Below are 13706 nucleotides of genomic sequence, written 5' to 3' on the forward strand. Positions count from 1 at the left end.
TAAATGTATTCGCTTACAAAAGATAGTGAAATATTCTTAATCATGGCTCTATAATAAAGTTTGTGATACATATTTTTTTCACAATATCTTGATTGAATGCTATCTATCGTTTATTTATCTCAGAATTATTAGCTCACTTGTGAAAATTATTTTTTGCATAAAAAATAATGCATTCTCCTACTTCAATAGAGAAATGCATTATTTTTATCTATTCAACTATCCTACTTCAAAGCATCAGTAGCAAATGATCTATTCTCCAAGCTAGTAAGCAAAGCATCTGCAGTATCAAGTGCTGTAATCAATGGTACATTTTGACCAATGGCAACCTGTCTAATGATGAAGCCATCAGAATTCTTTTCAATATCGTGACCCATCGTATTGATAACCAAGTCAATCTTGCCATTTCTTAATTCATTCAAGATATTATCCTTGGCGTCTTCATCTTCATGCACTTTAGTTACTGGATCAACATGCAAATCATGACTACGCAAGAAATCAGCTGTACCCTTAGTAGCAAAGATTCTGTAGCCAATCCGCGCAAATCTCTTGGCAATTGGTAAAATCTTTTCTTTGTCTCGATCTTCGATGGTAAGTAATACATTACCATTTTCAGGCAATTGCATCTTAGCACCTGCAAAAGCTTTGTAGAGAGCTTTGGCAAAAGTGTGATCACTCCCCATTACTTCACCTGTCGATTTCATTTCTGGCCCGAGATATGCATCAACGTCCGATAATTTGCTGAAGGAGAAGACTGGTGCTTTAACAGAGATCATGTCTGGCTCTGGGGCAAGACCATCACCGTAGCCCTGTTCAGCCAAACTTTCGCCCATAATTACTCGGGTAGCGACCTGAGCCATTTCAATACCCGTGATCTTGCTTAAAAATGGCACTGTTCTACTTGCCCGAGGGTTAACTTCAATTACGTAAACTTCACCATCTCTGACAATGAATTGAATGTTCATAATGCCGACACAGTTCAAAGTCAAAGCAAGCTTTCTAGTGACATCAGTAATCTTTTCTTTAACTTCATCAGAGAAGGTTTGTGGTGGATAAACAGCCATTGAGTCACCAGAGTGGACACCGGCATGCTCAATATGTTCCATGATTCCTGGCAAAAGAACTTCCTTACCATCACTAATTGCATCAACATCACATTCACGACCATCAAGATAATCATCAACCAAGATTGGGTGGTCTGCTGCAATATCAACGTGGTCTTGCAAGTATTCTTCTAACTCTGCCTTGGTGTAGACAATTTCCATCGCCTTACCACCCAAAACATAACTTGGACGGACTAAAACTGGATAGCCTAGCTTATCAGCAGCTTCAAGTACGCCTTCATGAGTAGTTGCAGTTAAACCTTGAGGCTGATTCAAATGAAGTTGCTTAATGATTTGATCAAACAGTTCACGGTCTTCTGCACGGTTAACATCAGCTACTTTAGTGCCTAAAATCTTGACGCCATGTTCTTCTAAGCCATGAGCCAAATTGATTGAGGTTTGACCACCAAATTGAACAATCACGCCTTCTGGCTTTTCCAAGTCGCAGACATTCAAGACATCTTCCAAAGTTAATGGTTCAAAGTATAATTTATCTGAGATAGAGAAGTCAGTTGAAACAGTTTCAGGATTAGAATTGATAACAATTGCTTCGTAGCCCATCTTTTGCAAGGCCTTGACACAGTGAACAGTCGCATAATCGAATTCAACACCTTGACCGATTCTGATTGGACCTGAGCCAATAACGATCACCGACTTCTTACCAGTCTTATGTGATTCATTTTCAGCATCATAAGTTGAATAAAAGTATGGTGTCTTTGATTCAAACTCAGCAGCACATGTATCAACCATCTTGTAGACTGGGATGATGCCATGCTTTTTCCGAAATGCTCTTACCTCATCTGCAGTTTCATTCCACAAAGAGGCAATCGTTGGATCACTAAAGCCATATTTCTTAGCTAAGCGCAATACATCAACATCATCTTTATTTTCCTCAAGTGTCTTTTCCAATTCAACCATATGTTGCACGATATCTAAAAAGTAGAAATTAATCTTCGTTAATTCATGAATATCTTCAGCTGAATAACCACGTCTAAATGCCTCAGCTAAATAGAAGAGACGATCATCTTGAGCTTTGACTAATTTTTGCTCTAATTGGTCATCACTAGCTACGTGTGCTTCTGGTGAGTAAAGATCTTTTTCATCAATTTCTAGTGATCTTACCGCTTTTTGCATAGCTTCTTCTGCAGTTCTACCGATGGCCATAACTTCACCGGTAGCCTTCATTTGAGTACCTAAAACTCTGTCAGCCTTAGGGAACTTATCGAATGGCCAGCGAGGGATCTTGCAGACAACGTAATCAAGAGCTGGTTCAAATTCGGCATAAGTAGTACCAGTTACAGGGTTCTTGATTTCGTCCAAAGTCATACCAACGGCAATCTTGGCAGCCATCTTAGCAATTGGATAACCAGTTGCCTTAGAAGCTAAAGCAGATGATCTTGAAACACGCGGATTTACTTCAATTACATCATAATTAAAGCTATTTGGGTCAAGAGCAAGTTGAACGTTGCATCCCCCTTCAATTTTCAAAGCCCTAATCAAACGCAGTGAACAATCACGAAGCATCTGATATTCCTTATCAGATAAAGTTTGACTTGGTGAAAAGACAATTGAATCACCAGTGTGAATCCCTACCGGATCAAAGTTTTCCATGCAGCAGACAATCATTGCATTGTCATCATGGTCGCGCATTACTTCAAATTCTACTTCTTTATAGCCCGCAATTGATTTTTCAATCAAACATTCAGTTACAGGAGAAAGTTCCAATCCATTTTTGGCAATCTCTGCTAATTCTTCATGATTATTACAGATACCACCACCGGTACCACCCATCGTAAAGGCAGGACGAACAATGATCGGATAGCCAATCTCATCTCCAAAAGCTAAGGCATCTTCGACTGTATTAACTGTCTTAGAAGGTGGAACTGGTTCACCTAATGACTTACATAATTCCTTAAATTTTTCACGGTCTTCGGCTTGTTCAATAGATTGCAGCTTAGTACCTAGAAGCTCGATGTGTAATTCATCCAAAATTCCTGTTTTGGCAAGTTCCATAGCCATGTTTAAGCCCACTTGACCGCCAAGTGTTGGCAAAATAGCATCAGGATATTCTTGACGAATAATTCGTGAAATCGATTCAACTGTCAGAGGTTCAATGTACACCTTATCTGCAATTGTTGTATCAGTCATGATCGTAGCTGGGTTGGAATTAACTAAAACTACTTCATAGCCTTCTTCGCGCAGAGCCAAGCATGCCTGTGTACCAGAATAATCAAATTCTGCAGCTTGACCAATAATAATTGGACCTGAGCCAATCACCATAATCTTATGAATATCTGTTCTTTTAGGCATGACGCTCTTCTTCCTTTCTCTGATCAATCATTGACATAAAGTCGTCGAATAATGAAACCTCATCATGAGGACCCGGTGTTGCATCAGGGTGAAATTGCACTGAAAATGCAGGATATTTCTTATGACGTAACCCTTCAACCGTCCCATCATTGACTTCAACGTGGGTAATCATTAAGTTATCCTTGTCAATTGAATCTGCAGACACAGCATAACCATGGTTTTGTGAAGTAAAACCAATATTACCAGTTGCAATCTCTCGTACAGGGTGATTAAAACCGCGGTGCCCAAATTTCATCTTGTAAGTTTTAGCCCCATTAGCTAAAGCAAAGACTTGGTGTCCCATACAAATTCCCATCAAAGGAACATGCTTTTCTACTTCACGCACCATTTTAGTTGCCTCTACCATTTCTTCTGGATCACCAGGGCCGTTACTCAAAAGAACACCATCTGGATGAAGGTTTAATACTTCTTGGGCAGTAGCTGTATATGGTAAAACAATACAATTACAATCACGTTCTGCTAGTTCACGCAAAATACTGTGTTTAATTCCAAAGTCGATAACCACAATATTGCGTTTCGAACCAGGAACTGGATATGGTGACTTGGTTGATACTCGGCTAATTACACCTTGAGTTACATTCTTAATCTTTAATTCTGCCGCAATTTTTTCTGCATTTTCTTTTGAATCTGCAATCTTACCACGTAATGTACCGTGAACTCTCAATTTTTTAACTAATTCACGCGTGTCAATTCCCTGAATACCTGGAATGTTCAAATGCTCCAAAAACTTTGGTAAGGTTGTCTGCATTCGCCAATTATCAGGATGACGGGCAACCTGGTGACAAATTACGCCTTTGATCCTTGGCTCAAGTGACTCATAATCTGCCAAGGTAATACCATAGTTTCCAATTAAAGGATTAGTGAAAACCAAAATCTGATCGGCATAAGATTGGTCGGTAATTGCTTCTTGATAACCAGTCATCCCTGTTGTAAATACAACTTCACCAACTGTTTCGCAATCAGCGCCAAAACCCTCGCCAGCATAGATGCTACCATCTTCTAGGATTAAATACCGCATTATTGTTCATCCCTTCTGTATACAACCTGACCATCAACCATGGTCATTACAGTTTCACCATACACCTTGTCGCCCGTAAATGGTGTATTAACGCCTTTTGACTTATAGTCTTCTTCTTTTAATTCAGTTTCATGGTCTAAGTCAAAAATCGCAATATCAGCTGGCTTACCTGGTTCAAGTACCCCGGCATTTTTTAAGCCAAACGTTTTAGCTGGTTTATCGGAGAGCCATGATAAAAGCTGCTCCAAGGTGAAGACTTTTTCTTCTTTGACAAATTTAGTATATAAAGTAGAAAATGCTGTTTCACTACCAGTAATACCAAAGGCTGCGCCCTTCATGCCACCTTCTTTTTCATTGCGAGCATGAGGAGCATGATCAGTCGCAATTAAATCGATTGTACCGTCTAGTAGTCCCACTAGTAACGCCGCTTGATCTTCCTTATTTCTCAATGGCGGATTCATCTTATAATAACCGTTGTCCTTAGGAATATCGTCATCTGTTAATAAAATATGGTGTGGCGCTACTTCACAGGTAACATTGATTCCACGCGCCTTAGCCATTCGAACCAGTTCTACACTAGTTTTAGTTGATACATGGCAAATATGATAATGGACGCCCGTTTTTTGTGCTAAAAGCAAGTCTCTAGCAATTTGCGTTGTTTCTGCTAATTCAGTTACTGGCGGCAAGTTTAATTCCTTGGCTTTAGGTCCTTCATTCACGATCCCTTTATTAAAAAGCGAATCGTCTTGTGCATGAGTAGCAATGATCAAATTATTTTCCTTGGCTTTTTGCATTGCCAAATACATCGTTTGAGCAGTTTGGACTCCATGACCATCATTACTTAAGGCAAAAGCACCAGCCTTTTTCAATGCTGCATAATCAGGAATGACATCAGTAGTTTCATCATTAGTGATTGGTCCATATTGAAAAATATGAACCACACCTTTTTCATTGTTTTCTTGTACCATTTTTTGCATTAGCTCAGGCGTATTAGGTACAGGCGTTACATTAGGCATTGCCCCTACCATAGTAAAACCACCATGAGCAGCGGCTTCACTACCGGTTTTAATATCTTCCTTGTAAGTTTGTCCGGGATCACGATAATGAACGTGGACATCAACCAGTCCAGGACTAACTAGCTTGCCACTTGCATCAATCTCTTTATCTGCCGTTAAGTTAGTCCCTATTGCTTTAATCTTTTGATCTTCAATTAAAACATCTGCTTTAATTAGACGACCATTTTGATAAACTGTGCCATTCTTAATTACTGTTGCCATTATTCTAATCCTCCAAGTCGTCTACCGCGCAATACTGCCTCGATCATTGCCATACGCATGAACACACCATTTTGCATTTGTCTGACAAACATGCACTTATCGCTTTCAACTAAATCACCGCTAAGTTCAACATCATGGTTAATTGGACCCGGATGCATGATGATGGTGTCGGGCTTCAATGCACTATAGCGTTGATGATTAATACCATATTTTTCATGATATGCTTTAGCATTAAAAGTCTTTTCATTAGGATCGCCTGCATGACGTTCATGTTGAACCCGTAAGAGCATCATCACGTCCATATTTGAAACTAATTGATCAATTTCTTCATACTTACCATATTGATCGAATTCTTTATCATACCAGTAACTTGGACCTGAGAAGTAAACTTCAGCGCCCAACCTAGTCAAAAGTTCCATGTCACTTTTTGCAACCCTAGAATTAGTAATATCACCAACAATTGCAACCTTTAAGCCTTTAAAGTGACCAAAATGTTCATGAATAGTCATCATATCGAGCATACATTGGCTAGGATGTTGACCGCTACCATCTCCAGCGTTAATCACACCAATATTTAAATGTTGATGTTCTTTTAAGTTAATCAAATCATTGTAATACTCATTCTGTGAGTGACGAATCACTTCTAAGTTGACACCTAAGGCGTTCATAATTAATGAAGTGTCATATAAGGTTTCACCCTTATTAACAGACGAATGAGCCGGATCAAAAGGAATAACTGTCAAACCTAGTTTTCTTTCAGCTATTTCAAAGCTCGTATGTGTTCTAGATGAATCTTCAAAAAACATATTAGTTACATAAACTGGCTTAGTTAAACGTGGTGTTGCACCGCCTTTTTTGAAGTACTCAGCTCTCCTGATTAAGGCCTCTACTTCATTACTATCCAAATTTTCAACACTCACAAAATGTGGTAAATTAACAAGATTTAAATTTTCCATTTTCTATTCTTTCTATACAAAAAAGCCTGAAGCATTTAATTGCTCCAGGCCTAGAGTCTTCCCGTGTACACGAAAAGAAATCAACCCTTCTGGCCCTCTCTGGAGTCAATTAAATGGTTGGATATTTAACTATCTTCTTTTTATTTTGGTAAAGCCTTCAGTTCAACTGAATCTTTGCCGTCCTTCTCAATTACATTAACAGCAACCTGTTCATTGGCAGAAGTTGGAATATTTTTACCAACAAAATCAGCACGAATTGGCAATTCACGGTGACCACGATCAACTAGCACTGCGACTCTGATTGAACTTGGGCGACCAACGTGCATCAAAGCATCCATCGCCGCTCTGATTGTTCGTCCAGTATAGATAACATCATCAACCAAAACAACATGCTTGTCATCAATATTAACATCAACTTGATCAGAATTGACAACTGGATCTTGCTTTAAACTAGCATCATGACGATCATCCCGATATAAGGTAATGTCCAATTCACCAACTGGTACATCAACGCCTTCCAATTTCTGAATACGGTCATGAATTCGTTTAGCCAAGTAAACGCCTCGCGTTTTAATCCCTACCAAAACCAAATCATCGGTTCCTTTATTTTGTTCAATGATCTCGTAAGTAATACGGGTTAAAGCACGCTTCATTGCTAGTGCATCCCAGATTTCTTTTGCCATTATAGCCTCCTAATTCTGCCCATGAAAAAAGCTCCCAATCTCAACTGAGACTAGGAGCTTTAGTAAAGTCGAAACTTAAGTTAAGCCTGCCTTGCTAGCCTCACGGGACTAATTTTAAAGGACATTCATTGCTTTAAAGTTACTGTAATTAAAAACGTTTGTCAAGCTCTAATTAAATTTTACTTGACCAACTAATTCATTGATATCTTCAATGCCTAATTTTTCAAGTTCTTGCGGCAAGGCATCTGCAATATGCTTAGAAGCAATACTATCTTTAAAATGAGCAGTACCAACCGCTACGGCATTAGCACCTGCTAACATAAATTCCACCACATCTTTGGCCGAAGCAATGCCACCCATGCCAATAATTGGCAAAGAAGTAATTTGACGCACTTGACTAATCATTCTAATAGCTATTGGCTTAACAGCCTCACCTGATAAACCGCCCATATTATGGCCTAACAGTGGTCTGCGTTTTTTCACGTCAATTCGCATCCCTAGCAATGTATTGATCATCGATAAGCCATCGGCACCACCCTTTTCGGCAGCTTTAGCAATTACAGTGATATCAGTCACATTTGGTGTTAACTTCACATAAATTGGAATATTGACAACTGCTTTAATTTTTCTAGTCAATTCTTCAACCACATCGGCATGCACGCCAAAGCTCATTCCACCTTGGGCCACATTAGGACAAGAAACATTAATTTCTAAAGCATTAACCAAGCCAGAATTTGACAGCTTTTTTGCTACTTCAACATAATCTGCTTCACTATCACCGCCAACGCTAGCCACGATCGGTAATTCTGGATATTGTTTTCTCAATGGTTCTAACTTTTCACTAATCACCTTGTCCACACCAGGATTAGTAAGACCAACCGAATTCAAAATCCCATCATCTAAAACGGCAATCTGTGGTTGCGGATTACCTATGGTTGCATGTGGCGTAGTTGTCTTAATAACCATTGCTCCAAGATCATTTAAATCAAACTTCTTAGCTGCAGGCACATCGCCGAAGCCAAAAGTTCCACTTGCTGGCATAACTGGATTTTTCAAATCTAAACCTGGTAATTTTACATGTGTATTAACCATAATTTTCCTCCAAAATGAATGCTCACGGACACTCTTTATTTTTTCAAGAAATGATTCTACACGTGATTATAATTTTTTCCAAGCAAAAATTTTATTTGTATTTTTACTTTTGAGGTGTTAAACTTCACCTTGATCAAACTTTAAACGGTACAGAGAGACCGCAAGTTCAAAATATTGACTTAAATTATCTAGGAAAAGTCTATCCTTGGTGTCTCTCTGCGCTAAGATAGACTTTTTTTGTGGAGGAAAAATGAAACCTGTAATTGTTGCATTAGATATTGACAATGAAGAGCAACTGCATAAGATTTTGTCTAAATTAGGCAAACCAGAAAACGTCTTTATCAAAGTCGGTATGGAATTATTCTATCACGCTGGCAACCAAGTGGTTAAAGACTTAGCTGAGCAAGGTTATAAGATTTTCTTGGATCTAAAATTGCATGATATCCCTAATACCGTTTATAACGGGGCTAAACAATTAGCTAAGTTAGGAATTACTTTTACTACCGTTCATGCTTTAGGCGGAAGTCAAATGATCAAATCAGCTAAAGACGGTTTAATCGCGGGTACACCTGCTGGCAAAAGCGTGCCTAAGTTACTAGCAGTAACCGAATTAACTTCGATTTCTGATGAAGTATTGGCACATGAACAAAATTGCGCACTGTCAATGAAAGAGCAAGTTCTTTCGCTAGCAAAAATGGCTAAGCACTCTGGAGCAGATGGGGTTATTTGTTCACCACTTGAAGTAAAAGAATTACACGAAAAAGTTGGCAATGACTTTTTATATGTCACACCGGGAATTCGGCCTGCTGGCAATGCTAAAGACGATCAATCTCGCGTGGCCACACCAGCGCAAGCCAAAGAATGGGGCTCAAGCGCTATTGTTGTTGGACGGCCAATTACTTTAGCCAGTGACCCAGAAGCTGCATATGAAGCAATTAAAAAGGAGTTTAACTAAAATGCATAAGGATCAAATTATCAGTCAACTTATTCAAGAAAAAATTATCACTATCTCACCTGACAAACCATTCACTTACGCAAGTGGGATGCTTTCTCCAATTTACACCGACCTTAGGTTAACGGTTTCATATCCAGAATTACGCGATATGATTGCTGGTGATTTAGCTAATTTAATCGCCAAAGAATTCCCTGAGGCTACTATTATTGGTGGCGTCGCTACCGCCGGTATTCCCCATGCCGCATGGGTTGCAGATAAACTGCACTTACCAATGATCTATGTTCGTCCTAAGCCAAAGGATCATGGCAAAGGCCGCCAAATTGAAGGCCGTTTCAGCAAAGATGATAAGATCGTTTTAATCGATGATTTAATCACCACTGGTGGTTCCGTTTTAAATGCAGTTAAAGCAACTGAAAAAGATGGCGGCAACGTCATTGGCGTTTCTTCAATTTTCACCTACTACTTGCCAGATGCAAAAGAAAACTTTGCTAAAGCTAATGTTAAATATGCTCCGCTTCTTTCCTACCCTGAATTACTCAAAAAGGAAAATGAGTCAGGTCATATTTCTAGCTCGCAATATGATGTCTTGAAGACCTGGCACGAAGATCCATGGGCTTGGGGCAAACAATTCGAAAAATAATTAAGCCAAAATAAAGACCAGTTTCAGTTTGACAATGTCATTAGCTTAACTTAATGACATTGCCTATCACAGTATCATTCCTTTAATTTTAATTATTCCAGTTGGTCTATTTAATGCCCACTTACTCGGTGGTTCACATGTGTTAATTGATAATTTATTTAATTTGAATTGGAATGTCAAAGCCTTTGGATCATGGGACTTTCTTTTACTACCGATCTTATTCTTGATAATTCGGTTTGTCTTTTCAATGCTTTCATATGGTTCTTCCGTACCTGGTGGTATTTTCATGCCTATCCTAGTTCTTGGGGCATTATTGGGAATAATTTGCGCCAATATTATGATAAAATCGCAGATTATTTTGCCAACGTACTTCCCTCATATCCTAGTGATTTCCATGGCCGCATATTTTGGTGCAATAGAAAAAGCACCATTCACAGCAATTATGCTGCTGACTGAAATGATTGGAACTGTCCAGCAAGTATTGCCAATGATTATTGTTACTTTCGTTGCTTACTACATTCTGGACATTTTAGGTGGAAAACCAATTTACGAGGCCTTACGCTTGCAAATGAATTATCATAAAAATATTGACAAATAATTATATTTGATGGTAAAGTATTACCAGATTAATCAATTCAAGTAATAGGAGGACTCACGCCGATGCGTTTTTAATTTCTGATTTTCGTTAAGTAAAAAATAATGCATTCTATCAGTTTAAGGATGTACTTTTTGCTTGTGATCAGAAATTAGTCTGCGTGATTTTCTTTAATTTAAATTAAGAATAATTATAGATTAGCCAACTTGGACTAATCTATCAGGCACCATTTTCTCAGATCATAAGCACAGTTTGAGAGGACGGTGCTTTTTTATGTCTACAATTTCACTAAAAAACGTTTCATTTGCCTATGACGGTCAGGATAAAATTTTTGATAATTTAAACCTAAATCTCGATTCTAATTGGAAACTTGGCTTAATCGGTCGTAATGGTCGCGGCAAAACCACTTTTATGAAAATGCTGCTAAAACAGGTCGAATATCAAGGAACTATTCAAAGTGATTTAGAATTCAATTACTATCCTCAGGTAATTAATGATCCCGATAACCTTACTATTTATGCTTTACAAGAACAGTTTAATTTTGAGGAATGGGAGTTAAAACGAGAATTAAATCTGCTTCATGCTAAAGAAAATATCATTTGGCAGCCCTTTTCAACACTTAGTGGCGGTGAACAAACAAAAATTTTACTGGCGCTTTGTTTTATTAATCAACATTCTTTTGCCCTACTAGATGAACCAACGAATCACCTCGATGAAGATACACGAAATCAAGTAGCACAATATCTGCATAATAAAAAACAGGGATTAATTGTAATCAGCCATGATCGAAATTTTGTAGATAAAGTTGTCGATCACACTCTAGCAATTGAAATGCAAAAAATTAGGCTGGAACAAGGAAACTATACTCGTTATGAAAAACAAAAGGAATTAGAGGATGAATCTAATATCGCTTATAATGCAAAGTTAGAAAAGCAAATTAAAAATCTCCATGCCAGTCAACAAAAGATGCAAACTTTTGCCCAGCGTTCCGAAAGCAACAAAAATGCGGGAGCCAAGATGAAAGGCGATATTCGACATAGAAGTACAGTTTACGATAAAGGATTCATGGGACACAAAGCCGCCAAAAAAATGAAACTTGCCAAAAATGTAGAAGCAAGATTAGATAAAAATATCGAAGAAAGAAAAGGTCTTTTAAAAAATATTGAAGCAGACAATGACCTAGCCATGAATTTTGTCCCCGACCATCATAAACATCTAATTACTGCTAAAGGAGTTAGCCTTGCTTATGACAAGCTTCCCCTTTTCCAACCTACTACCTTTGATTTAATGCGTGGTTACCAAATTGTGATTACTGGTAAAAACGGTATAGGAAAATCTAGTTTGTTTAAGGCAATTACTAATACTTTTGCTGGAACAATTACTGGCAAATTGCATTCAGCTGATAAGATTTCAATCTCCTATTTATCACAGATTGAACAATCTAATAACCTATCATTAAAAGATTTTGCCCAAAAGCATCACCTTAACTATGCCGATTTTCTCAATATCTTACACAAATTAGGTACTGAACGTGATATATTCACTAATTCAATTAATCAAATGTCTTCAGGCCAACAAAAAAAGGTCTACTTAGCCAAGTCCTTACTTGAACCAGCAAATTTGTATCTTTGGGATGAGCCTTTGAACTATTTAGATGTCTTTAACCAAGAACAAATTATTCAATTAATTAAAAAATATCATCCTACTATGCTAGTAATTGAACATGATCAGCGCTTTATTGATGAATTAGGTGCTCAAGTCATTCACCTAACATAGTAAATAAAAGAGCGAGTTAGTTTTAAAGTTAATACTAACTCGCTTTTTGTTGCTAAAATAACTTCATCATGTACTCGCTAACTGCCTTTTGTTGCATTTCTTCCCAGCTAGCAAACTTGGTCTCTTTTTTAACAAATTCATCGACTTGATCTATCGCCATCTGCTCAATTTGCGTAAAGTCTTTCACGCCCAATTCTCTGACAAAAAAGTCAATAGTAGCAAATCTAGTATACTTTTGCATCAATTGTGGTGTAAACAAGTCTTGGTAAGAAACTGCCTGCTGGCTGCCCTTTTGCTCAGCTAGATGCTCCAAATTTTGTTTTAATTCTGCTTTTTCTTTAGTCATTTAACCAACCTCTTTCACTTTTCATATTATTATGACAAAACTTCGGCTAAAATTGCAAAAAACTTTCTTAATCTTCTTTATTATTCGTTATAATTAAAAACAGAATAACTTACAAAGCAGGGATTAAAATGACTAATCGGTATAAAAGTGTTTTTGACATTATTGGCCCCGTAATGGTGGGACCATCAAGTTCACATACGGCCGGAGCCGTCGCTATTGGACGCGCTGGTTACAAACTTTTTGGCGGTACCCCGAGTAAAGTTACCGTTCATTATTACGACTCTTTCGCCCAAACTCACCGTGGTCATGGAACAGACTATGCTATTGCGACAGGTATTTTAGGCTTTGACTCAGACGATCTACGCGTACCAAAGGCACCTGAGATTGCACGCCAGCGCGGCGTAGATTTACGTTTTGTTGAAGAAGATGGTCCTAGCCCAATTGGTCACCCTAATACTGCTATTTTAAATATGTCTAATGATAAAAAGAAAGTGGAATTGGCTGGATGCTCTATCGGTGGTGGTGCAATTGAAATTCGCAAAATTGTCTTACATAATACCGAGATTCAACCTGCTGGTGCATTACCTATTATTATTTTAGTTGATCCACACAAAAACATTCGCATTGAACAAGAGCTTACCGCGCTCTTGCACGAAAAAGCACCCTTTAGTCGCAAACGAATTTTTCATACTAAAAACTATAATATTTATGAATATGATGTAGAAAATTATCTTCATCCTGATTTATTGCGAGAACTAGAGACTGTAAAATAGTTTGTGTAAGGATGACTGATTCCTTAAATTTATTTCTTTAAACATTAGAAAAAGGAGTTCCTTTCTCGTATGATTGGTTTGAACAAAAAAAAACATACAGAAAGAAGAACTCCTTCATGAATGAT

11 protein-coding genes and 1 pseudogene are annotated in these 13706 nt (G+C 38.0%); 5 read left to right on the forward strand and 7 right to left on the reverse strand.

Translation table 11 applies throughout. From position 1 onward, the window contains the following. Positions 1–221 precede the first annotated feature (221 nt). The 6 genes from carB to CP367_RS08025 all read right to left on the reverse strand — a co-directional run bounded on the left by carB (position 222) and on the right by CP367_RS08025 (position 8496). The gene (gene carB / locus CP367_RS08000; RefSeq protein WP_054832865.1) at positions 222–3410 is read right to left on the reverse strand and encodes a carbamoyl-phosphate synthase large subunit; all 3189 of its coding nucleotides are present in this window, start codon (positions 3408–3410) and stop codon (positions 222–224) included. After that, positions 3403–4488 carry a carbamoyl phosphate synthase small subunit gene (locus CP367_RS08005; protein ID WP_005719452.1) on the reverse strand — a complete coding sequence of 362 codons (1086 nt, stop codon included), beginning with the start codon at positions 4486–4488 and terminating at the stop codon, positions 3403–3405. Before CP367_RS08005 ends, carB begins: the two co-directional genes overlap by 8 nt. Beyond that, a complete protein-coding gene (locus tag CP367_RS08010) occupies positions 4488–5765 on the reverse strand; it encodes a dihydroorotase (protein WP_005719454.1) in 1278 nt (425 codons plus the stop codon). Before CP367_RS08010 ends, CP367_RS08005 begins: the two co-directional genes overlap by 1 nt. Continuing rightward, the gene (locus CP367_RS08015; protein ID WP_005728145.1) at positions 5765–6721 is read right to left on the reverse strand and encodes an aspartate carbamoyltransferase catalytic subunit; all 957 of its coding nucleotides are present in this window, start codon (positions 6719–6721) and stop codon (positions 5765–5767) included. The genes CP367_RS08010 and CP367_RS08015 overlap by 1 nt, the downstream gene beginning before the upstream one ends. Positions 6722–6861: 140 nt before the next feature. Then, complete coding sequence (pyrR, locus tag CP367_RS08020; protein WP_089145986.1) at positions 6862–7404, reverse strand: bifunctional pyr operon transcriptional regulator/uracil phosphoribosyltransferase PyrR; 543 nt, start codon at positions 7402–7404, stop codon at positions 6862–6864. Between the two features lie 168 nt (positions 7405–7572). Continuing rightward, a complete protein-coding gene (locus tag CP367_RS08025; protein WP_023488811.1) occupies positions 7573–8496 on the reverse strand; it encodes a dihydroorotate dehydrogenase in 924 nt (307 codons plus the stop codon). 250 nt (positions 8497–8746) lie between these two features. On the opposite strand from CP367_RS08025, the gene pyrF reads away from it, so the two are divergent. The 4 genes and pseudogenes from pyrF (at position 8747) to abc-f (ending at position 12462) form a co-directional block, all read left to right on the forward strand. Beyond that, positions 8747–9451 carry an orotidine-5'-phosphate decarboxylase gene (gene pyrF / locus CP367_RS08035; protein WP_089145987.1) on the forward strand — a complete coding sequence of 235 codons (705 nt, stop codon included), beginning with the start codon at positions 8747–8749 and terminating at the stop codon, positions 9449–9451. Between the two features lies 1 nt (position 9452). Beyond that, on the forward strand, positions 9453–10091 hold the full coding sequence (gene pyrE / locus CP367_RS08040; protein WP_005723271.1) for an orotate phosphoribosyltransferase: 639 nt from the start codon (positions 9453–9455) through the stop codon (positions 10089–10091). A 64-nt stretch (positions 10092–10155) separates the two neighbouring features. After that, positions 10156–10689: pseudogene (locus CP367_RS08045) on the forward strand (chloride channel protein); the annotation flags it as partial. Positions 10690–10959: 270 nt separating this feature from the next. After that, complete coding sequence (gene abc-f / locus CP367_RS08050; RefSeq protein ID WP_089145989.1) at positions 10960–12462, forward strand: ribosomal protection-like ABC-F family protein; 1503 nt, start codon at positions 10960–10962, stop codon at positions 12460–12462. Positions 12463–12514: 52 nt separating this feature from the next. On the opposite strand, the gene CP367_RS08055 is transcribed toward abc-f, so the two are convergent. Continuing rightward, positions 12515–12808, reverse strand: a complete 294-nt coding sequence (locus CP367_RS08055; RefSeq protein WP_013086563.1) for a hypothetical protein — start codon at positions 12806–12808, stop codon at positions 12515–12517. A 128-nt stretch (positions 12809–12936) separates the two neighbouring features. On the opposite strand from CP367_RS08055, the gene CP367_RS08060 reads away from it, so the two are divergent. Continuing rightward, complete coding sequence (locus CP367_RS08060) at positions 12937–13581, forward strand: serine dehydratase beta chain (protein ID WP_089145990.1); 645 nt, start codon at positions 12937–12939, stop codon at positions 13579–13581. Positions 13582–13706: the final 125 nt, after the last annotated feature.

Source organism: Lactobacillus sp. UMNPBX16 (assembly GCF_002553775.1).
GTDB classification, from domain to species: domain Bacteria; phylum Bacillota; class Bacilli; order Lactobacillales; family Lactobacillaceae; genus Lactobacillus; species Lactobacillus crispatus.